The following is a 21525-nucleotide window of genomic DNA, read 5'->3' on the forward strand; positions in this document are numbered from 1 at the left end:
AATCATGCTCCCCCTTAGGAGTTTTCGCCGATGAGTTGCCCGGCGACCAAGTGCGCGTAGTGGCCTCCCGCGGCCAAGAGCTCGTGGTGCGCTCCGACCTCGACCACCCTGCCGGCGTCCATCACGACGATGCGGTCGGCGTCGATCACGGTGGCCAGCCGGTGCGCGATCACGATGACCGTGCATTCGAGGCCGGCGATGTTGGCGTGTACCTGGGCCTCGGTCACGGTGTCGAGGCTGCTGGTGGCTTCGTCGAGCAAGAGGATTCGTGGCGACGGTGCGAGTGCGCGGGCCAAGGCCAGCCGCTGTCGTTGGCCACCCGAGAGCGACGCGCCCGCGTCGACGAGCAGCGTGTCCCACCCCATCGGCATCGCGTGGATGTCGTCGGCGATGCCCGCCAGTTCAGCAGCGCTCTCGAGCCGGTGCAGTGGAAGGTCGGGGTGGCCGAGGACGAGGTTGTCGCGGACCGACATCCCGAAGATGTACGGGTTTTGGGTGACCACCCCGATCTGCGAGCGCACACTCCGTGGGTACAGCGTGGCGAGGTCGATGCCGTCGAGGAGGACACGACCTTCCGACGGCGGGTAGAGACCGAGCAACAATCGACCCATCGTGGACTTGCCCGAGCCCGAACGCCCGACGAGGGCCACCAATTGCCCGGCGCCAACCTGAAGATCTGCGGCGTCGACGGCAGGCGGGGAGTGGGGCTGGTAGCGAAAGGTCAGTCCTTCGGTGCATACCGCCCCGGTGAGCCGGGCTGCGTGTTTCAGGTCGCGCCCGTCGGTTTCGGTCGGGGTGTTGATGACGTCCTCGATGCGGGCCAGATAGCTTCCCAGCACTTGAACCTGCAGGGCGGTGCTGACCAGGATGGAAAGCGGTTCGAGGAACGCGCCACTCAGCGCCGCCAGTGCGAGCATCGTTCCGAGGGAGAGATGTCCGGAGCTCACCAGATGAGCCCCCATGAGCAGGACCGCGATTGGCGACAACAACGCCAGCCCATGGATCGCCGTCTCCACCGCAGCGGCGAGCCGACCGCGACGTAGCGAGACGTTCATCTCGGCGATGAACAAGTTGGTCCAGTGGGTCACGGCGCGACGCTCGGCGCCTGCGGCCTTCAGGGTCTCCACTGCCGCGAACATCTCGTAGGCGTAGGACTGCGATTTGGCTTCGGTGGCAAGCGCTTCGCCCATCAAGTGTTGGTTGCGCCGCCGCGCCGACAGCAGGACCGCGACCTGGGCCACCCCGAGCGCGGCCACCAGGGCCGCGAGGGTTGGGGAGAGGGTGACGATCACGATCAGGTAAAAGGTGGCCAGGGTGCCGTCGAGGAGGGCGGCGATGGTTCCCGAGGTGAGGATCTCGCGGACGGTCGCATTGCTCCGCAGTCGCATCATCAGATCGCCGGACGATCGGCGTAAGAAGAACGCATACGGCAGGTCGACGAGGTGCTCGAGGAAGTCCAGGGTCATGTCGACGTCCAGGCGACTTCGCAGTCGGAGCAACAGATGTGACCGAAGAAAGGTCGCGACGACGGAGTAACCGATCAGCGCGGCCATGACCGCGGCCATGACGTTCAGCAGGTGTCCGTCGCCCGTTGGCGCAATCCGATCGACGACCACTCCGGTGAGCAACGGCACGGACAGCGCCATCAACCGCACCACCACCGATGTGGCCAGCACCTTGCCGAGTCCGCTCGAGCGGTTCAGAAGCCGTCGGGCGTGGTGAAGTGCCCCCGGCGCGGTCTGCCCACCCGCCTCGAATGATTCGGTGGGCTCCACCAGGATGGCGACGCCGCTGTACAGCTCGTTGACGGCTTGCCAACTGAGCCGGTAGCGGCCTGCGGCGGGATCGACGACGGTGACGCCGCCCCGCGAGGTCGACTCCAACACCACGAAATGCGCTTCACCCCAATGCAACACGGACCCGCGCGGGAGCACTCGCAAGTCGTCGAGCTCGGTGGCCACCCCGCGGGCGCGCAATCCATAGGCGGTGGCGGCTTCCGTGATGCGCAGCGCGTCGGTGCCGTCACGTCCGGTCCCGGTAGCAATGTGCAACTCGGCCAGCGGCACATGACGGCCGTGGTAGGCCAGTGCCATCGCTAGGGCGGCGGCGCCGCAGTCCGCCCGTTCGGCCTGCGCGACATGGGAAATCGTGCGCCTGCGCCACCTCACCACAGTTTTGGTAGCAGCAGCGAGATCAAGCGCTGCCGCCCCGCTGGAACCACCAGCGTGCCCGAGGACGCCGGACTGGGCTGCTGCAATTCGGCAAGCGCTTCGACCGGGCTCGCGTCGACGATGACGCCGTCGACCTCCGTGCCAAATGTGTCCCGGAACACCACCGGGGTGCCCGGTGACGGTGGGGGCGCGTTCACGAGAACCGCACTCACCGACGTTCCCTGCACGGCAGCCGGAAGGGCCTCGCTGCGCGCGGTCGTCATCGCGCCGGCCGCTATCACGCCAACAGCCAGTAGGATTCCCAGCGCGACGAGCCCCGCGTCGATCCAGCCCGGCTGTCTGATCAGCTCGCCTGGGCGGACTCCTTGCGACTTGCGGTCGCGCCAGCGCTCCCGAAAGACCGCCTCGTAACGGACCTCGTCCTCTGAAGCCACGACGACGTCGCCGAAGGCGTCTAGCCGCCTGACGGGTTGTACACCGATACCGAACCGCGAATCACCGACGTCGACGGGCTGATCACCGTGGAAACGTTCGACCCGCGAATCACCGACGTCGACGGCGCAATCACCGACGTTCCCCCTGAGATGGTCTGCCGATCCGTGCCGGGGGCGGGAGCCCCGTTGGTGCCGCCGCCATTTACGATGCGCAGCTCGCTGGCGGTCAGCGTGCGAATGCTCTGCCGGCGCAGGGCCAACTTGTTGCGGTTGCTATTCATGGTCTCTCCTGTTGACGGTCGCAGCCCTGATTTGCCAGTTCGACGCTAGGTCGCCACGTCCAGCGAAGGAATAAGGAATTTCCCTACAAATTTGCTCCGCGGGTGCCAGCACGTCGTCGCACGCGGTGGTGACTACCCGACGGGCTCGGGATCGGCGATTTCTCACCTTCATGACGCGGGCCCTGATGTCTCGATGGCGCCGGGAGTGAATTCCCTTGTCACCGACCACATCAGGGCCCGATACCGACGTAATCGTGCGGTTACCGGTCGGCCGGCACCAGGATGGTCTTGCCGTGCAGGCGTCCGGCATCGGAGTCGTCGTGCACCGCCGCGGCGTCGGCGAGTGGGCGACGGTTGGCGACCTCGATGCGCAGTTGCCCGGCGTCGACGCGGCTGACCAGCCCGGCGAGTTGGGCCGCGTCGCTGCGTACGAAGACCCGTTGTGTGCGGACTTGACGCCCGGGGTCCTTCGGCCCGAAGACCATGGTGCCGACGTGGAATCCGCCGTCGGCGACGACGCCGATCAGGGCCTCGGTCTCCTCGTCGGTGGTGCTGACCAAGTTGAGCACCACGTCGAAGGGCGCTCCCTCGACGGTGATCGGCGACTGCGCATAGTCGACGTAGTCCACGATGCGGTCGGCCCCGTAGTCGCGCAGACGGTCGGCGTCACGCGCCTTGGCGGTCGCGGTCACGACGGCACCGGCCTGCTTGGCCAACTGAATGGCGTAACCGCCCACCGCGCCGGACGCCCCATTGATCAGCACCGACTGACCAGCGGTGAGTTCGGCGATCTCGAAGAGGGACTGCCAGGCCGTCAACCCGGCCTCGGGCAGGGCGGCGGCATCGGCCAGTGCTACCGATGTGGGGGCGGCGGCCAGTGACTCGGCCGGGGCGAGCGCGTACTCCGCGGCAGCGCCATCGGCGTCAAGGGGTAGGAACGCGACCACGGCGTCGCCGACGTTCCAGGCCTGCACGCCCTCACCAATTTCGGCGATGGTCCCCGCCACGTCGACGCCGGGAGTCTGCGGGAAGCTGATCCGGTACACCTCGGCCAGGTAGCCGCCGCGGATGCCGGCGTCCACCGGGTTGAACGAGGTTGCGGCCACCTTGATCAGCACCTGCTGGGGTCCTGGAACCGGGCGCGGGGCGTCCTCGTACTCGAGCACGTCGCTGCCTCCATAGCGGTGGTATCGCACAGCCTTCATGATTTCCTCCTTGTTATTTGCTTCGAAGGTGAAGCAGTTGCAGTCCGTACAACTCGCTTCGACGTCGAAGCAATCCCGGTGCTGTTGAGACGGTCGTCACATGTAGTGCAATCCGCAGACACGGTCAACGTGGGTGGTGAGCCTACGGCGCGCCGCCGCGAATGCACTTCGACTTCGAAGCACTATGCTCCGTGCATGGCCGACGCTCTCAACCCTGCTCAACTGCGGGCCTACTTCGCCTTGATGGAGGTGGTCAGCCTCTTGCAGTACGCCGTGCGGCAACAGCTTCACACCGAGGGCGGCCTGAGTTACGTGCAATTCGAGATTCTGGCCAAGCTCGCCGACACGGACCGCCCGTTGACCATGACCGAACTGGCCGATGGCGTCGTCTACAGCCGCTCCGGTCTGACCCATCAGGCCGGCCTGTTGGAAAAGGAGGGACTGATCACCCGCGCGGTGTCCCCCGACGACCAGCGCGCCACGCTCGTCGACATCACCAAGAAGGGTCGCGCCCGAGTCGCCGCAGTCCTGCCCGGCCATATCGAGGTGGTACGCGATCTGCTGTTCGACTCCCTGTCGGATCGAGACGTCCGCGCCCTCGGTGACATGATGGGCAACGCCCGCGAGCACCTACGCGCTCGGCCACCCCGCTCCGCGGCACCGCGCAACCGTCACGTCGGCGACCCGTCGTGAGATGGCGCCCCGTCTTCGTCCTTGATCCCGTTTAGCTGGGTGTTGCGCCGATCAGGTCAGTGGCCGGTTCGGTCGGCGTTCGCGTGGATCGCCTCGCGACAGTAGGCCGCGAGGCCAGGGAGCCCGAATGATTCGTCGTATGTGGCGACGTACTTCGGGTCGCTCACGTACATGTCGCCTAGGTTGCGATGAAAGGCCGGCGGGCAGTCGTAGAACCAACGATTCACGTGAAGCCGGTGTTGCTCTGCCGCGTTCATCGCTTCTTCGGAGTCGGCCGGGAAGCCAGCGCGGAAGGCATCAGACAAGGCCTTCTCGACAGCTTCGCCCTCGGCTTTTATCTGTACCCATTCGACCTTGCCGTAGGACCGCTTCCGGCGCTGCGATTCCTTCCACTCAGCGGTCTCGCCCCACTTCTGCTCGGCCTCTGCCTGGTAGTCGTCGAAGCCGTCACCGAAGAGTTCGCGCATGTCGTCGTCGGTCATGGGTGTGTTCGTCATTGCTTTCTCCAATGCCTGATCGATTGCCTCGACGAGGTCCTTCATCTCATCGAGTCGGGACATGACGCGGTCGCGTTGACGGACTAGGTGGCTGATTTCGTCGCCCTCGTCCAGCAGGGTCGCGATCTCGTCGAGAGACAGCTCCAGCCGGCGGTAGACGATGACGTGCGACAAGCGCGTCAGGTCCGCTGACGTGTAAACCCGATAACCCGAGGCTGCACGCCGACTCGGGGTCAACAACCCAATTTCGTCATAGTGGTGAAGCGTCCGGACCGTGATGCCAAATCGCTCGGCGACTTCGCCCACGGTGAGTTCGTCCACCTGAATCTCCTGCGTCATGTCATACAGGGTGGTGCCTCACGTCGCGTGAGGGTCAAGCCTTCATGCTCGGACCGTTGCCGACCCGTTGGGCCCATGTCGCTACGAACCGGAAGCTGTCTTGCTGGGCCGGCCGGTACTCAAACTCCACGGGATCTCCGGCGGCGAACTCCCGGAAACCTGTTTGGCCCTTGATGTCTGCGAACGAAATGAACGCGTCCATCCCGGGCGGTAACTCGGATGACGATATTGCTCCCCAGCCCTTCTCGGACTTATAGAACTTGACGGTGCCAAGGGCCATCGACGCCTCCCCATGATTCTCGTGTGCCAGCTCCCCGTCCATCGTCATTCGGACCTGGCCAACCCCGCAAGCACCATCCGCAAGCGCACGAGACGACCAACGCGGCCGTGCTAGCGGCGTGCAGCTGCGTGCCAGGTAACTCAGGAGCAGAGATCCAACCCTCTAAAAATCAGCGAGCCGGTATCGGGGCCCGCATATATGGGCTGTCGCTCGTCGTTGATCTCTACGTACCCGAAGGGTCCGGGAGGGCGGGGACGCGCGATGGCCTCGATGTCCGCGAAATGACCGGACTGCACCGCTTTCCGGTTGAGTGCATACTCCTGGCCGTTGGCCGTAAAGGTCACCTGGTACGAATACCGGCACCTCAACACACCCTCTGAGACGATCAGTGGCCACGGTCCGTCTGACCACGTCGCCTCCGATACAGCAGTCACAATTGGCGGAGGCGCTGTGGCCGAAGAGTCCGAACCACACCCCGCTGCGGCCATGGCACCGATCATCACGGCACCGGCCATCGCCGCCCTCACTCGCACAGGCCGAGCGTAACTTTGCAGCGACTCGGCCGTCTCGTTTGCAAAGAATCGGGAGTGTCCAAATACTGTCTCGTTGACGGGTCGAATCTTGACGGTAAGCCGACGGGGACGCTTTGGTGGATGCAAACTTGCGGCCCGTCCCTCTTGACGATTTCCGGTACTGGGCGTCGTTCGGGCACAGTCGCAATCACCGGGTTCGAACGCCTCTCCTACTCACCCCATAGAAGAATTCCGCCGAAAACCCGGGCTAGCATTCGAGTTCGGCGGCGATCGACCGTGGTACGCCCTCGTTGGTGCAATCGAATCCACTGCCGTATTGCACTGCGCGCCAACTGCCGCCGTCGTGGTGGAACAGCACGATGCCGGGGGGATTCGCGTTGGGGACGGCCCTTTCGTGAATCAGGGCCTTCGCCCAATCGCCGGAGCACAGCACCTGTTGGACGGTTAACGGCTCGGGAAGGGTGTCCCCGTACCGGCGTTGCGCGGCCGACTTCAAGACATCCGCGGTCGCCGACGAGCAAGGGGATGCGGATTGACTCATGGCAAAGGGCGCGACCGATTGGCCAGTAGGCGCGGCGTCGGGCGAGACGCCTCCTCCGCAAGCGGTTACCGATACGACGGCAGCCGCACAGAACGTTGCGTACGTGATCATGTCCATCGCACAACACTCCTCGCTCCCGGACCAACAGACAGTAACCGCGCCAGGCGAGCGGTCGTGCGCGGACGTTTGCGCCAGGTCGATACGGTGCCCCAGTCGAACTCGAACGCCGGGAATCGCCCCACCCCCAACGCCGGTCTGAGCATTCGACGTCACGCCGCCCACGGCGCACGCGTCGCTCAACGACGACCTCTCCACCGCTTGACAACTGTTCCCATTACTAGAGAACCGAGACAGCCGGCAGGCGCCACTCCCCACCGCGTCGCCCAACAGCTCTCGGCCTTGCGCCACTGGGCTTTACGTTTCCTCGGACCTCGACCAGGGTTCCCTGGCGTCGTTCTTGGTCGACGGTCGCCGCCGGCTAGCGCGTCGATCCCCTGCGCACTCCCTGCACGGCGTGCAGCCAGTCGTGAGATCGAAACTCGGACCCGAATGCGCTGCGCACCAACGCTTCGGCGGCATCAGGCTAGGCTCCGCCAAGTTCACCGGCTTCGGCAATCAACACCTCAACCATGGTGGCAGCGTGTTACAGCGGCGTCGCTTCCTCGCTTCGCCGACCTCAGGCCGCCGCCAGCTTCACGATCTGAGCGGTTCCGCGGTCCGCGACGTAGACGTTGCCCGCGCCGTCCACGGCCACCGCCCATGGGTCCCCGAGACCCGCGAACGGGACCTCGGTTTGAGTGTCCGACCCAGCCGCCAGCTTCAGCACCCGCTCGTGGCCGCCGTCGACGACGTAGACACTGCCGACGCCGTCCACCGCGACACCCTGGGGGTCGCTGAGTTCTGTGAACGGCAGCACGGTCTGAGTGTTCGACCCCGTCGCCAACATCACCACCCGGCCCTTTTCCACGCCGTCCGCATACACGGTCTCGGCGACGTAGACGTTGCCTGCGCCGTCCACCGCCACCCGCGCCGGCTTCTCGAGCCCGGTAAACGGCAACACCAACTGGCCCTTCGCCTCACTCGGCACCATCAACACCCGCTGGTTGTCCTGGTCGGCGACGTATACGGCACCGTCGTTGCCCACCGCAATGCCCTCGGGATATTCGATTCCGTTGAGCGGCAACACACTAAGGGTGCTCGAGCCGGCCGCCAGCTTCACCACCCGGTGGTTGTTGCGGTCGGCGACGAAGACGTCCCCAGCCGTATCCACGACGACGCCGCTTGGGGTGTGAAGGTTGGCGAACGGAAGGACGGTCTGGACATTGGACCCGGTCGCCAACTTGGCCACCGTGTCGTTGTCGACGACGTAGACGTCGCCCACGGTGTCCACGGCCACACCCCACGGGTCGTCGATTCCGGTGAACGGCACCACGGATTGCCGGCACGCGGGAGGCGGCGATTGCCCGGTCGCCGGTGTCAGCTTCACGACCCTGTCGTGTCCGCCATCGACCTGGTAGACATTGCCCGCGGCGTCCACGGCCACCCCCTTGGGGCCGGTGAGGTCGGTGAACGGCAGAGCCGTCTGGGTGCAGGATCGGCCCGCCAACGTCAACGTCACCACGCCGTTGCTGAAGTAGTCGGCGACGTGAACATTGCCTGCACCATCCACCGCCACGCCGACGGGACCCTTGAGCCCGTTGAGCGGAAGCGCCGTTTGAGTGGTGGACCCCGCCGCCAATTTCACCACCCGTCTGTTCCCGAAGTCGGTGACGTAGACGGCGCCGTCTAAATCCACCGCCACCCCCCGGGGGAGCTCGAGACGCGAGAACGGCAGCACCACTTGTTCAGTCGACCCGGCCGCCAACTCGAGCACCCGGTCGTTGAGATAGTCGGCGACGTAGACGTTGCCTGCGTCGTCCACCGCCACCCCGTCGGGACCGTTGAGCCCCGTGAACGGCAGCACCCTCTGCGTGGTCGAACCCGCCGCCAATTTCACGACCCTGTTGTTGCGGTTGTCGGTGACGTACACGTTGCCTGTCCGGTCCACCGCAACGCTGTCTGGGTAGTCGAGCCCGGTGAACGGCAACACGGTCTGCGTGGTCGAACCCACCGCGAGCTCTATCACCCGCTTGTTGCCGGCGTCGGTGACGTACACGTTGCCTGCCCCATCGACGGCCACTCCGCCGGGGTGGTCGAGCCCGGTGAACGGCAACACGGACGCCACCGCGGGCGTCGCAGGAGGCGTCGCCAAATGTGTTGCGCCGCAGCTGGTGACGCCGAATGCAGCCGCCGCGAGCTGAGCGATGGCAGCGATGCTGGCGAATCGGCGGCGGCGCGACACCTTGGTCATCTCAGTTTCCTTTCCGCTGAAGGCTACGGCGCTGCGGCGCCGTGCGGTGCGTTCTGCGCCGACGCAGAGGCTGTCACAAAGCGCTTTGCAGGATTCTTGCCGGATCGCCGTTCGCCGCGAGCCCGAGGTGTCACGCTTGCCCGTACCGACACAACCGCTGAGTTCGACGACTTTGCACCTCGAGAACCCCCAAGATGGTCGCCAAGGCGTCGCCAGCAACCCAATGATCGCCAGCCAGCACGCGTCCCCCGAACATGTTCGGGAAAGGAGACCGACTTGAGCACCCCGTCACGCCGCCGGTCTCACGTGGAACGCCACCCGTCGATCGGAAGGCGGAGTCAGGTAGCGGTCGCCGCCGTGGCGGCACTGCTGTTGGCCGGCTGCTCAGCGCCGATCCCGGGGCAAAGCGCGTCGAGCAGCCCCGAAACTTCGGCCTCGTCATCGACATCGACGGGTGCGCAGCCGCTGGCCCTTGGAGCCGAAGGCCCCGTCGTGTCCATCCCCTGGGCACAGGTCGGTCCCGGATGGAGGCTCGCCACCTGGAGCCCGGCAGCCAGCCAGGCCCCCGGAGTGCCACCGGCCCCGGGTGCGCCGACCTACGAGACGGTCACGACCACGCTGTACCTGGTCAATCCCGCGGGTGGCCGTTACGCCATCACGACGTTCCCGCCGCCGGGCGCCAACGGCAGGAGCCCCGAGTTGGTCGACTGGTCGGGCGACGGCGGCCGCGCCCTGTTCTCCGACGGGGGACCTGGCGCCGTTGCGACGACGGTCATCGAAGTCGACCTGCACAGCGGGGCTCAGACCAAGATTGCCGTCGGCGATGCCAACGTTGTCCGCTACACGCGGCCCGAGGGCAAGGCGTTACTGCTGACCAAGGACAAGATGAACGAGCCGTCGGTGCTGGAACGCGTCGACCTGGCCGGCAAACCCCAGCTGACGTACCCTCTGGGGCTGCCGGCCATTCGGAGCACCTACCTCTCCACGCCCGACGGCACGCAGCTCGTGTTGGGTTCCGAGACCGGCCTCATCCTCATGGGTAACGACGGGAAGGCGGGCCCGACCCTGCCGGTAGCGGGTCAGACCGACTGCTCGCCGCTGAGATGGTGGGACGGAGCCGCCGGCCAGACCGTCCTCGCGACGTGCTACGCCGGCGGTGACCCCAGTGGCTCGCGGCTCTGGGAGGTGCCCATCGACGGCAGCGCACCGACGGCGCTCACCGCGCCAAACGACGGGCAGAAGTCCCCGGACCTCGGCGACCTGAACGCTTGGCAACTTCCGGCGGGAACGTTCGTGCAGGCCGCGGGTGGGTGCGGCTTCGTATACCTCGCCAAGCTCAACGCCGACGGCACGACGACCCGGGTCGCGGTGCCGGACCTCGATCCGAACCACAGCACCGTCGTGGTCGGTGTCAACGGAGGCAACCTCGACCTCGAGGGCACGGTGGCCGGGTGCGGGCCCGCGGAGTCCCTGGTCGAGTACAACCCCACCGCGGGCACCACGACCGTCCTGCTCGGGCCGCCCCTCAACGGCGGCGCCATCATCGATGCGCTGCCCTACCCGGGGCAAGACTAACCATCCCTGGGGCGGTCGAGCGCGCGGCTCGAATCCCGATCCAGAGCCGCAGCCATACCCAACCGTGGCGGCGAGACCCCGGATGTGGCTCACCACCGCCTTCACTGCCATTACTGGTCTCCTCTATGCGAAACAGCCAGCTTCATCGAAGGTCAACCTCGGGTTGCGGGGGAACAGAGCTGACGGTTCCCCGTACCCGATGCTGCAGATGAAGTTCGACTCGATCCGAGTACCGGCGAAGAACTCGCGATCGACACCTGCGTTGTCGAACCCCGACATCGGTCCGCAATCCAACCCCAGAGCCCGGGCGGCGATGATGAGGTAGCCGCCTTGCAAGGTGCCGTTGCGACGCGCGGTCGCTTCTGTCATGCCCGGTTGCGCGAACGCTTGTTGCATCGCTTCTGCGTTGTGGGGCATGAGCTTTGGCAGCTCGCCGGCGAAGTCGATGTCGTTGCCGATGATGACCGTTACCGGAGCGTCGATAATCTTCTGTTGATTCTTGTCCAGGGCGAGCGCGGCGAGCTTGGCCTTGCCTTCCTGGCTGCGGACCCACACGAAGCGAGCTGGGCTGCTGTTGGCAGAAGTGGGACCCCACTTCAGCAGGTCGTAGATTTCGTGCACGATGACCTCGTCGACCGGTGTGTCGCTCCACGCGCTGTAGGTCCGGGCCTCCCGAAAGATCTGGTTCAGGGAGGTGGGGGGCAATTCTTCTCTCATCAGACGTCCTTTACTGCTCGGCTTGCTCTTACTTCGTGACGGAGCGATGGCGGCGAGTTCCCTTGTGCGCCGGACACATCGCGACGTGCACGCCGCTACTGCTACCGGTCTTCGCGGTGGACCAACCCTCGCAGCGGCAGAGTGCACGCGTGGGCCGGGTGAACCGTCATGCGGTGTCCCCGCTTCGCAGAGTCAGCACGATCTTGCCGTGGGTGTGGCGCTCCCCGAGCTGCGTGTAGGCCTCGCGGACCTGCTCGAGTGGGTACGTCGCGGCGATCGGCAGGGTCAGTTCCGTGTCGGCGACCAGGTGCGCCAATTCGGCCAGCACGGGCGCGTTGCTGGCCTCGGCACTGGCATCGGTCTTGACGCCGTACCTCTCGGCCGCCTCGACGTCGATGATGGTGTCGATGCGTTGCGGATCGACCCCAAGCTCGATCGCCAGCTCGACGTAGCCACTCCCGAAGGTGTCGATGAACGCGTCGATGCCATGCGGTGCGGCCGCGCGGAGCCGGTCGGCCAGGCCGTCGCCATAAGCGATCGGTGTAGCACCGATCGAGGTGAGCCAGTCGGCGTTTGCGGGTCCGGCGATGCCCAGCACCCTGGCGCCGGCACGTCGGGCGAGCTGGCTGGCCAGCGTCCCGACGCCACCCGCTGCGCCACTGATGGCAACGGTGTCGCCCGGCTCGAGCGACACGGCTCGCACTGCTGCGTAGGCGGTCACGCCTGCGCCATAAAGGGCCCCGGCCTCGTTCCAGCTGAGCCCCGGTGGCTTGGTGGTGAGGTGGTCGACCGGTACGGCGACGTAGTCGGCCTGGGAGTCGCGGCGGTCGCTGAAGCCGATGACCTCCGCTCCGACGTCGAAGCCCTCGACGTCCGACCCGACGGCAGTCACCCGGCCCGCGAAGTCATTGCCCTGACCGGACGGGAAGGACGCGGGCCACAGGTGGTGCACGGCGCCCTCGCGGACCGCGATCTCGCCGGGGTTGATGCCGACGGCGACCACCTCGACCACTACCTCGTGAGGCTGCGGCTGCGGCATGTCGACCTCGACGACGTGCAGCACGTCCACCGGACCGTAGTTGTCGTAGCGAACTGCTCTGGGCATGATTGCTCTCGTTTCTCTAGTAATGGGATCGCTGGCCGTCAGGCGGCCGGGCTCAGGCGGTGAGTTCGGCCCGGTGGGCCGCCAACACGTCGTGGAACGACACCGGCGCGCGGCCGGTCAGGTGCTGGAATGCGGCGCTGGGCTGATCGAACCAACCTTCGCGCGTGGCCACCCCGAAGGACGCGATGAACGGGGCGACCTGCTCGGGCACCCCGTGCGCGACGAGGCCGGCGATCAGCGCGTCGTCGTCGACACGGACCACCTCGACCGGTGCGCCGGTCAGCGTCGTGCAAAGTGCCGCGAGGTCGTCGGCGGAGACCGCGGCAGGCCCGGTGATGTCGTAGGCCTGTCCGGTATGCCCCTCGCTGGTCAGCACGGCGGCGGCCGCCGCGGCGCAATCATCGCGGGACACGTAGGCGGTGGCGCCGTCCCCCGCGTTGGTCACGAGCTGTCCCGAGGCGACCGCTTGGGCGACGGTCGGGATCTGCTTCTCGGCGTAGAGGCTGTTGCGCAGAAACGTCCATGCGAGCGGGCTCGCACGCAGATCGTCTTCGGTTTCCCGGTGCGCCGGGATGCTGCCGGCCGGGTTGCCCTCCTCCGGGCGGAACTGCGACGTGTAGACGACGTGTTGGACGCCAGCGGCGACCGCGGCATCGATGGCCGCTCGGTGCTGGGACACGCTCTGGTCGGGCGAGTCAGTGCTGATGAGCAGCAGGCGGTCGACGCCCTTGAGCGCTACGGCCAGCCCCTCCGGATCGTTGAAGTCGGCCGGCCGGACCTCGGCACCGCGGGCAGCGGCGTCGGACAGTCCGTCCGGGTTGCGCGTGAGCAGGACGACATTGGCGGGCGGGACCTGGTCGAGCACGAAGGCGGTGACCTGGCGGCCGAGGTGGCCGGAGGCGCCGGTGATGGCGAGCTTCATGGGTGCCCCTATTCGTAGTCGGTTTAAGTACGAATATAACCGTAGCAGGTTCGGTTACGAATATGCCAGCCATCGGGGCTCGGACGCCGCAACCACCGGCGTCAACGCGAGCCCCGTGTACGTGCGCGGGGCGCCCCCGCTACCTGTAGCCGCTGCGGTTACGAATCTGAGACAATGGCATGGTGAGCCGCCAAACCAACACCCAGTTCGCGGTCGGCGTGCACGTGCTCACGCTCCTCGCGGGCCAGCCCGACCGACCGGTCAGCTCGGACGCCACGACCACCAGCGTCAACGCCAGCCCCGTATACGTCCGCCGGGTGCTGGGCCAGTTGCGCGAGGCCGGGCTCGTGACGTCCCGTTCCGGGCCGAATGGTGGATGGACGCTCACCCGTCACGCAGCTGCCATCACGCTCGGCGACGTGTGGCGGGCGATCCAAGGCAACGATCCGGTGCTCGCCCTGCACGCCGCGGCCCCCGACTGTCCCGTCGGCCGGTCGGTGCATTCCTCGCTCGCCGACCTCGAGCGCCGCACGGCGCACGCCGTCGAAGCCGAGTTGGACAGCGTGACATTGGAGGACGTGGTCCGCGACGCGATCGAGGCGACGTCGCAGCAGCCAGACCCTTCCCGCCCTGGTGTGGCAGGCGACGTTAAGGCGACGAACTAACGGGGGAAGCCGACATCGGGACTGGGACCCCACGTCTGCGTTGATCGCGTGCGAGACGCTTTGCGCCTTCGCTGACGGCCCGCATTGAGCCCATCGGCTCAGCAGGCGGTGCCCAGGGCTACGGGCGAAACCCAATTTCAGCGAGCGCGGTCCGCTACATGCCCTGGCGGCTAGGCCTCCACAGCACACCAGCCGCCCATTCGGCCTCGCGGATTCCGCGTGCCAGATCGAGGGTTGCCACGAGTAGCTCTGGCGCGTCGCCCCGTCCGACACGAGCCGCCTGAGCCGCCACCGAGCCGTCGGGAGCGATGATTCTGCTCTTGCCGAGCAGATCGCCGCCGCACTGGTTCGCCATCACCCACCACTGACCGTTGAGCAGTGCGTTCGCCGGATAGAGCACGTCCCACCACGGCTCGGCAGCGACCTCGTACGCACACGACGCGACGACCACACGGGCACCGAGGTGATTCAACCGCCGGGCGTAGCCCGGATGGTCACCGTCGAAGCACGTACTCAGGCCGACCGTGCCGACCCCGTCTACGTGCAGGACTGTCGGTTGGTCGCCGGCCGCGAAGACCTTCTCTTCGCCGAGAGGTGTGTAGAGATGAACCTTGCGATGCACCGCCGCGAGCCGGCCGGCGGGGTCGTAGACGACGGCGGTGTTGTAGAGATCGTCACCAGCAAGCTCAGGCACCGTGCCGCCGAACAGCCACACGCGATTGGCGCGGGCCGCCGCCGACAAGGCGTCTCCGCGGGGACCGTCGATCGGTTCGGCGGCGTCGCGCGCATCACGAGCGAGGGTTGCGACGTCGTAGCCGCACGGCCAAAGTTCCGGCAGCACAACCCAATCGCACCCCCGGTCGGCGAGCGCGCCGACGAGTCCCACGGCCTCGCGAAGATTCTCGTCATGGGAATTGCATCGCGGTAGCCACTGGGCCAACCCAATGGTGACGGTGTTCGTCATTCGTGTGCAGACCCGTTCGGCAATCCGTGCCACGGCCGAGTCAGATGTTCCGGCTGCAAGATCTTCTCCAGGTCGGAGGACGTCAACAACCCCCGGTCGAGGACCAGTGAGGAGATGTCGGTGCCGGACGTGAGGGCGTCGGCCGCGAGTCGGGTCGCCGCCTCGTAACCGATGTAGGGGTTCAGCGCGGTGACCAGACCGATGGACCGGTCGACCATCGCACGCATGTGTTCGACGTTGGCGGTGATGCCGACCACGCAGCGGCTGCGCAGCGTGTCGCAGGCAGCAGTCAGGTGTGCCAACGACTCGAAGAGGCTGTGGGCGATGATCGGTTCGAAGGCGTTGAGTTGCAACTGTCCGCTTTCGGCGGCCATGGTGATCGCGATGTCATTGCCGACGACCTCGAATGCGACCTGGTTGACCACTTCGGGGATCACCGGGTTGACCTTGCCCGGCATGATGCTCGAACCGGCCTGCACCGCGGGAAGATTGATCTCCCCAAACCCGGCGCGCGGTCCCGATGACAGCAGCCGCAGATCGTTGCAGATCTTCGACAGCTTGACCGCTGTCCGCTTCAGCACGCCCGACAGCTGGACGAAGGCACCGACGTCTTGAGTTGCTTCGACCAAGTTCGACGCGGTGACCAGCGGCAATTCCGTGGTTTCGCAAAGCTCTTCGCAGACCAGCGGGGCGTAATCGAGGTGCGCATTGAGTCCGGTGCCGATCGCCGTGCCGCCGAGATTGATCTCGCTGATCAACACGACGGCCTCACCCAGCCGATCGGCGTCCTCGCCAACCATGACCGCGTAACTGCCGAACTCCTGACCCAGTGTCATCGGGACGGCGTCCTGGAGCTGAGTGCGTCCCATCTTGAGGTGACCACCGAACTCGACGGCCTTCTCGGCGAACGCCGATACCAGTTCCGTCATCGCCAGTTGCAGTCGGTGCACCGCGAAGTGGAGCCCCACCTTGATGGCAGTGGGATAGACATCGTTGGTGCTCTGCCCGAGGTTGACGTGCTCGAGCGGATGCAGCCGGGCGTAGTCACCACGCCGGTAGCCGAGCAACTCCAGGCCACGGTTCGCGATGACCTCGTTGGCGTTCATGTTCGTCGAGGTCCCTGCACCACCCTGGATGACGTCGACGACGAACTGGTCGTGTAGTCGTCCCGCCTTGATCTCCTGGCAGGCGCCGACAATGGCCGCGGTGCGCTCGCCATCGAGCAGACCGAGCCGGTGGTTGGTGCGCGCGGCGGCGAGCTTGACACAGGCCAAGGCGACGATCAGTTCGGGATAACGCGCTATCGGCGTGCCGGTGATCGGGAAGTTCTCCAGTGCGCGTGCGGTGTGCACTCCGTAGTACACGTCGTCGGGCATCTCGAAGTCGCCGAGCAGATCATGTTCGAGCCGCAGTTCGGTCGAGGTCATGTCGTGCCGCCGTTCGCGGCACCGAGCAGGTGGCGGCGGGTCCCGGTGTCGAGTGCCGCATCGAACAGCGCCAGCGCCAGCGCGCGTGCGCCGTCGACCACGGCCCGGTCAGCTGCCGGTGACAGTGCAGCAGCGGCGAATTCGGGTTGGTGGTTGACTGCGGGAAGCGACTCGATGCCGATGTACGGGTGAATGGCCGCCACCTGCTGCGAGACGTTACCCATATCAGTCGAGGCACGGTTCATCAGCGAGTCGGACCCCGAACTGAAGTACCTGCCAAGCTGTTCGGCACGGTGCACGTAGTGGTCGAGCAAGCGTTCGTCATTGCGGAACTCGGAGTAGGGCTTGCTTTCCGGAGTGATCGTCAGCTCGCACCCAGTGGCCAGAGCACCGGCTTCGAAGCAACGGTTCACCCGCCGCTCGAGGTCGGCGAGTTCGACCAGTGACCCGGCGCGGACGTACCAGCGGCCCTCGGTGCGCTGCGGAATGGCGTTCGGTGCCTCGCCCCCGTTGGTCATGATTCCATGCACCCGGGTGTCGTGCGGAAAGTGTTGACGCAACAGCCCGATGCCGACCTGCGCAAGCGTGAAGGCGTCAGCGGCGTTGATCCCACGATCGGGATAGGCCGCGGCATGGGCGGACTTGCCGTCGTAACGAATGTGGCTGTGCGACACTGCATAGGGCGCGGCGTGAGCCACGTCGACCGGGCCGGGATGCACCATGGCAGCGGCGTGTACTCCGTCGAATCCTCCGCGGTCGAGCATTTCGATCTTGCCTCCCCCGCCCTCCTCGGCGGGTGTGCCGAAGACCGACAGGGTGATCCCGAGGTCGTCGACGTAGGGCGCCAGTGCCATCGCTGCCCCGGTCGAGATGGCCGCGATGATGTTGTGCCCGCAAGCGTGGCCCATGCCGGGCAGTGCGTCGTATTCGGCACAGACCGCGAGGTGCAGTGGGCCGGTGCCGCGGCGAGCCAGGAATGCGGTCGGCAGATCCGTGTAGTTCTGCTGCACGGTGAACCCGGCATCGTCGAGGTCGCCGGCGACCCGGGCACTGGATCGTACTTCTTCCCAGGCGATTTCGGGATGGGCGTGCAGATCGTGGGACAGTGCCAGGATCACCGCGACCGACCGGTCACCGGCGACGCGGATGGCGTCCTCCAGCGTGGTACTCATAGGTCCCCCGGCACCCCGTACGACGGTGCCGCAGTGGGGTCGAGTCCACGCATGCGGTAGTCCGCCTTCTGGGGCTCCCACACGTCCCAGAGCCGACGCAGTTCTCGGATCGGATCATCATGCCAGTCGACACGCAGATCGGTCACCGGCCACGGCACGTCGCCAGTCACCTGGAGCCCGGCGGAATGCACCGGACCGGCTTCCCCGCCTGCCGCCAGCGCCGCGTCGAGGCCGTCGAGCAGCCGTTGCTCCAGCGTCGGGGCGTCGGAGGCACGGTATCCGTCCACCAGAGCCTGGACGACGCCCTCGTCGCGCAGCATATTGCCTGCTGCCGCAACGTTTTCGGCCCGCACCTCATGGCGGATTCCCAATGCCTGATTGCCGGTGTGGATCGCCGTGTCGCCAGCGCGATCGACCACGATCAGCTGACGGTATTCGGCGTGGTGTTCGGCGGCGACCGCGGCAGCGAGTGCCGCAGGCGCGTCGGCACCACCCGCCAGTGCCTCGAGCGCCACGAAGCCCAGGTTCGGGTTGGTCACGTTCTGGCTGGCCACCGCTCCGACACCCGCCCGCAGGTGCACGCAGCGCGACGCCACGGCGGGACTGGATGAGCACACCACGATCCCGAAGTCGGCACCGTTGCGAGCGAGCAGTGAGAACGTCACGATGGATCCGTGGGCTGACTGAGCACTGCGGTGGCGTCGATCTCAACCAGCCATTCGGGACGGGCAAGGGCGTCGACCACCAGTCCGGTGGACACCGGGTAGACACCTTCGAGCCATCGCCCCATGACGCGGTACACCGCTTCGCGGTAGCGAACGTCGACCAGATACACGGTGACCTTGACGATGTCCTTGAGGCTGCTGCCCGCCTCGTCGAGCAGCATCGCGATGTTGCTCATGGCTTTCTCGGCTTGCGCTTCGACGTCGCCGATCCCGACCGACTCTCTGCTGTCGAGGTCCTGACCGATCTGGCCACGCAGGTACACCACGCCGCCTGCGACCACGGCTTGGCACAGGTCGTTGTCGAGATTCTGTTCGGGGTAGGTCGCCTTGGTGTTGAAGGGCCGGATCCGCCGGTGAGTGGCCCCTGGAGGTGTCGCGTCGGTCATGTGCTGACGCTCCTTTCTGTCAGCGCTCGGCGAGTGCCGGCGCGTCGTAGGCGAGGTAGCCGCGTTGAATTGCGATCTGGTCGGCGAGGTACTTGGCGTCGTGCCATACCCCCCAGATGAAGCTCGATCCGCGTCGCGATTGCCAGGGCAGGCCGAGAAAGTAGATGCCCGGTTCGGCCGAGACTCCGCGCTGGTGCACCGGCTTTCCGCGTTCGTCGAAGGCGTCGACCTGCAGCCACCCGTAGTCGAAGGCGAAGCCGGTGGCCCAGATGATCGAGGTGACACCGGCCGCGCCGAGGTCGAGTTCGCGCAACGGATTGCTGAGGCAGTCCGGATCCGGCAGGAAGTCGCGGGCCTGCGCTTCCTCCGGCAGGTCGAGTCCGTTGCGGACGACGTATTCATCCGCCTCGTCGAGCATGGACAGGTAGTTCGCGTCACCGTTGTCGATGTTGGTCCGAAGGTCATCGGCGAAGTGCATGACGCCGTCGACGAACGGGCCGGCCAGCCCTGTCAGCGTCACGCCGGTGCCCGCCAGCTGACGGAAGTCGACGGTGTGTCCACCATGGGCTCCGCTGACGGCGATCGTCACGTGCTCGGCGCCCAGCGGCGGCGCCGCCAGGTCCCACTTGCCCAACACGCCGAGCCACCAACAAAAGTCTCGGCCGCGGTAGCTGCGCGGCGGGCGGTCGTGTGGGCCAACGGCCAGGTAGACGCGACGGCCCGCCTGGCGGAGTTCGTCGGCGATCTGGACGCCGGAAGATCCGGCGCCCACGACCAGGACCGCCCCGTCGGGCAGTTGCTGCGGATTGTGGTAGCCACTGGAGTGGATCTGGTGCAGACCCGACGTTTCGGGCACCACAGGCGGGATGATCGGTTTCTGGAACGCACCCGTCGCAGCCACGACATAGCGGGCGTCGATCGTCGCTTCCGAGGTCTCGACGCGAAAACCAGCTCGGCCGTCGATCTTTCGCACCGAGGTCACCTCGATGCCGGTGCGGATGGGCGCGTCGATCCGCTTCGCGTACGCGGAGAGATAGTCCGCCACTTCATCTTTGGTGGGGAAGCCGTCAGGGTCGGAGTCGAACTCCAGCCCGGGGAAACGGTCATGCCAGGCGGGGCCGTTGGCCACCAGCGAGTCCCACCGCCATGAGCGCCAGCGCTCGGCGACCCGGTCACGTTCCACCACCAGATGCGCGATGTCCTTGGCTCCGAGGTGCTCGCTCATCGCGATTCCGGCTTGGCCGGCGCCAACGATGAGGACCTCCACTTCTTCGTGGTCCGTCGCTTCTTCGTCCAACATTGAGGCCTCCACGAACTGGGCAGTGTTACTCGCCTCTCCATCGTTCAACGGCCAGTTGCATCTGTACAGCGCATAGATCCGATGTATGACATTGGCAAAATCGATCTTCGCACGTCAGGTGTTCGGTGGGCTCGCGAAGAGGTTGCGGCAGAGCTCGGCCACCACGTTGGCCCGCCGAGTGGGTCGTGCCGCGACCGCATCGAGCAGCACCACCGTCAGACTCGGCACGTCGCCACTGATCGGGACGACGGACACGGCGTGTCCGTCGAGAGCCGTTGAGACGGCCGCCCGCAGGTTGAGCACGCAGTAGGCCAGCTCCCGCCCGACCAGGGCGCGACACGTCTCGACGGTCGTGGACCGATAGCGGATGTTCGGGGTGACACCCGCTGCGGTGAACACACTTTGGAAGTAGTCGCGGCTGTGCGGCAGATCGAGCAGGGCCATCGGCTCCTCGGCCAGTTCGACCAGGTCGACGTGTTCGCGATTCGCGAAACGGTGCGATCCGGACACCAGTGCGTAGGGCGGCAGACTGAACAACGGCCAGCGCCGCAGTCGCACGTCGTCGACCAGGTCATAGCCGATGCCAAGCTCGAATGTGCCGTTCGCGACCCCTTCCGCGAGTTCGGCGAGATCGGCCTCGGTGGTGTGTAGGTACAGCTTCGGAAGCTTCTCCGCGGCGGCGGCCAGCAATTCTGGCAGTAGGTAGGGCGCCACCACCTGGAAGCACCCGATGGATAGCGTGCCGCTCAGCGAGGTACCCAGTCCCTGCGCCGCTGCCCGCAGATCGGCCGCCGAAGCCAGCAACCGGCGACTCTCGACGAGCAATTCCCGTCCAGCGGGCGTCAGGCTGATGCCCCTGGCGTGGTGGCGCACCAGTAGCTGGACCGACAGTGCGTTTTCCAGGTCGGCCAAGGCCGCCGACATCGCCGATTGCGACAGATGCACCGACGCGGCGGCCTTGGTGACGCTGCCGGCCTCGGCCACTGCGACGAAGTATTCGAGTTGCCTAAGTGTGTAGTCCGCCATGTCACCCCGGTGCATTGAGAAAACTGATCTTAGGGTTCGGAAACACCGGCTGTACAGGTGCGTGCTGGCACGGCAGGGTCAGACGGGTGACATCCATCGAAGCGGCCCCAGCCACGTTGCACGACTGGACCCGGCGCGCGGCGGCTGTGAGTCCGTGCGACGGCGTCTACGTCGACGGCACGTTCCGTCCGGCCCAGGCCGGGGCGACGTTCGATTC

The 21525-nt window shown here is 66.4% G+C and carries 21 protein-coding genes and 1 pseudogene; 3 read left to right on the forward strand and 19 right to left on the reverse strand.

Going from position 1 to position 21525, the window contains the following annotated elements:
• Positions 1 to 14: 14 nt before the first annotated feature.
• The 4 genes from QOD90_RS00160 to QOD90_RS00175 all read right to left on the reverse strand — a co-directional run bounded on the left by QOD90_RS00160 (position 15) and on the right by QOD90_RS00175 (position 4091).
• Positions 15 to 2168 (reverse strand): peptidase domain-containing ABC transporter, encoded by a 2154-nt coding sequence (locus tag QOD90_RS00160; RefSeq protein ID WP_526345452.1) that lies wholly within the window; start codon positions 2166 to 2168, stop codon positions 15 to 17.
• Positions 2165 to 2605: a hypothetical protein gene (locus QOD90_RS00165; protein WP_526345454.1), complete on the reverse strand. Its 441-nt coding sequence runs from the start codon at positions 2603 to 2605 to the stop codon at positions 2165 to 2167. The genes QOD90_RS00160 and QOD90_RS00165 overlap by 4 nt, the downstream gene beginning before the upstream one ends.
• Positions 2606 to 2625: 20 nt before the next feature.
• A complete protein-coding gene (locus tag QOD90_RS00170; protein ID WP_526345456.1) occupies positions 2626 to 2886 on the reverse strand; it encodes a hypothetical protein in 261 nt (86 codons plus the stop codon).
• A gap of 260 nt (positions 2887 to 3146) precedes the next feature.
• Positions 3147 to 4091: an NADP-dependent oxidoreductase gene (locus QOD90_RS00175; protein ID WP_526345458.1), complete on the reverse strand. Its 945-nt coding sequence runs from the start codon at positions 4089 to 4091 to the stop codon at positions 3147 to 3149.
• A 195-nt stretch (positions 4092 to 4286) separates the two neighbouring features.
• On the opposite strand from QOD90_RS00175, the gene QOD90_RS00180 reads away from it, so the two are divergent.
• On the forward strand, positions 4287 to 4784 hold the full coding sequence (locus tag QOD90_RS00180; RefSeq protein WP_526345460.1) for a MarR family winged helix-turn-helix transcriptional regulator: 498 nt from the start codon (positions 4287 to 4289) through the stop codon (positions 4782 to 4784).
• Between the two features lie 56 nt (positions 4785 to 4840).
• Here QOD90_RS00180 and QOD90_RS00185 read toward each other — a convergent pair whose 3' ends face one another.
• The 5 genes and pseudogenes from QOD90_RS00185 to QOD90_RS00205 all read right to left on the reverse strand — a co-directional run.
• Entirely contained in the window at positions 4841 to 5602 is a 762-nt protein-coding gene (locus QOD90_RS00185; protein WP_526345489.1) for a MerR family transcriptional regulator, read from the reverse strand.
• 52 nt (positions 5603 to 5654) lie between these two features.
• The gene (locus QOD90_RS00190; RefSeq protein ID WP_526345462.1) at positions 5655 to 5942 is read right to left on the reverse strand and encodes a cold-shock protein; all 288 of its coding nucleotides are present in this window, start codon (positions 5940 to 5942) and stop codon (positions 5655 to 5657) included.
• Between the two features lie 738 nt (positions 5943 to 6680).
• On the reverse strand, positions 6681 to 6929 hold the full coding sequence (locus QOD90_RS00195; RefSeq protein WP_526345464.1) for a hypothetical protein: 249 nt from the start codon (positions 6927 to 6929) through the stop codon (positions 6681 to 6683).
• Between the two features lie 721 nt (positions 6930 to 7650).
• Entirely contained in the window at positions 7651 to 8595 is a 945-nt protein-coding gene (locus QOD90_RS00200) for an NHL repeat-containing protein (protein WP_526345491.1), read from the reverse strand.
• Positions 8581 to 9162, reverse strand: a pseudogene (locus QOD90_RS00205) (NHL repeat-containing protein); the annotation flags it as partial. The pseudogene QOD90_RS00205 and the gene QOD90_RS00200, both read right to left, overlap by 15 nt.
• 438 nt (positions 9163 to 9600) lie before the next feature.
• On the opposite strand from QOD90_RS00205, the gene QOD90_RS00210 reads away from it, so the two are divergent.
• A complete protein-coding gene (locus QOD90_RS00210) occupies positions 9601 to 10899 on the forward strand; it encodes a hypothetical protein (RefSeq protein WP_526345466.1) in 1299 nt (432 codons plus the stop codon).
• A gap of 123 nt (positions 10900 to 11022) precedes the next feature.
• On the opposite strand, the gene QOD90_RS00215 is transcribed toward QOD90_RS00210, so the two are convergent.
• From QOD90_RS00215 to QOD90_RS00225, 3 genes are all read right to left on the reverse strand, one after another.
• Positions 11023 to 11616, reverse strand: a complete 594-nt coding sequence (locus QOD90_RS00215; RefSeq protein WP_526345468.1) for a malonic semialdehyde reductase — start codon at positions 11614 to 11616, stop codon at positions 11023 to 11025.
• Positions 11617 to 11782: 166 nt separating this feature from the next.
• Positions 11783 to 12721, reverse strand: a complete 939-nt coding sequence (locus QOD90_RS00220) for an NADP-dependent oxidoreductase (RefSeq protein WP_526345470.1) — start codon at positions 12719 to 12721, stop codon at positions 11783 to 11785.
• Positions 12722 to 12773: 52 nt separating this feature from the next.
• The gene (locus QOD90_RS00225; protein ID WP_526345472.1) at positions 12774 to 13643 is read right to left on the reverse strand and encodes an SDR family oxidoreductase; all 870 of its coding nucleotides are present in this window, start codon (positions 13641 to 13643) and stop codon (positions 12774 to 12776) included.
• A 182-nt stretch (positions 13644 to 13825) separates the two neighbouring features.
• Between QOD90_RS00225 and QOD90_RS00230 the strand changes: the two genes are divergently transcribed.
• Complete coding sequence (locus QOD90_RS00230; RefSeq protein WP_526345474.1) at positions 13826 to 14308, forward strand: RrF2 family transcriptional regulator; 483 nt, start codon at positions 13826 to 13828, stop codon at positions 14306 to 14308.
• A gap of 154 nt (positions 14309 to 14462) precedes the next feature.
• Here the strand turns inward: QOD90_RS00230 and QOD90_RS00235 are convergent, their stop codons facing one another.
• The 7 genes from QOD90_RS00235 to QOD90_RS00265 all read right to left on the reverse strand — a co-directional run bounded on the left by QOD90_RS00235 (position 14463) and on the right by QOD90_RS00265 (position 21308).
• Positions 14463 to 15272, reverse strand: a complete 810-nt coding sequence (locus QOD90_RS00235; RefSeq protein ID WP_526345476.1) for a carbon-nitrogen hydrolase family protein — start codon at positions 15270 to 15272, stop codon at positions 14463 to 14465.
• Positions 15269 to 16699: an aspartate ammonia-lyase gene (locus QOD90_RS00240; RefSeq protein ID WP_526345478.1), complete on the reverse strand. Its 1431-nt coding sequence runs from the start codon at positions 16697 to 16699 to the stop codon at positions 15269 to 15271. The genes QOD90_RS00235 and QOD90_RS00240 overlap by 4 nt, the downstream gene beginning before the upstream one ends.
• Complete coding sequence (locus QOD90_RS00245; protein ID WP_526345480.1) at positions 16696 to 17871, reverse strand: M20 family metallopeptidase; 1176 nt, start codon at positions 17869 to 17871, stop codon at positions 16696 to 16698. Before QOD90_RS00245 ends, QOD90_RS00240 begins: the two co-directional genes overlap by 4 nt.
• Entirely contained in the window at positions 17868 to 18536 is a 669-nt protein-coding gene (locus QOD90_RS00250) for a DUF1028 domain-containing protein (protein ID WP_526345482.1), read from the reverse strand. Before QOD90_RS00250 ends, QOD90_RS00245 begins: the two co-directional genes overlap by 4 nt.
• Complete coding sequence (locus QOD90_RS00255; protein ID WP_526345483.1) at positions 18533 to 18982, reverse strand: RidA family protein; 450 nt, start codon at positions 18980 to 18982, stop codon at positions 18533 to 18535. The genes QOD90_RS00250 and QOD90_RS00255 overlap by 4 nt, the downstream gene beginning before the upstream one ends.
• Positions 18983 to 19001: 19 nt before the next feature.
• The gene (locus tag QOD90_RS00260; RefSeq protein WP_526345485.1) at positions 19002 to 20282 is read right to left on the reverse strand and encodes a flavin-containing monooxygenase; all 1281 of its coding nucleotides are present in this window, start codon (positions 20280 to 20282) and stop codon (positions 19002 to 19004) included.
• 114 nt (positions 20283 to 20396) lie between these two features.
• A complete protein-coding gene (locus tag QOD90_RS00265) occupies positions 20397 to 21308 on the reverse strand; it encodes a LysR family transcriptional regulator (RefSeq protein WP_526345487.1) in 912 nt (303 codons plus the stop codon).
• Positions 21309 to 21525 lie beyond the last annotated feature (217 nt).

The sequence above is a fragment of the Mycobacterium sp. genome (genome assembly GCF_032161845.1).
GTDB lineage: Bacteria > Actinomycetota > Actinomycetes > Mycobacteriales > Mycobacteriaceae > Mycobacterium.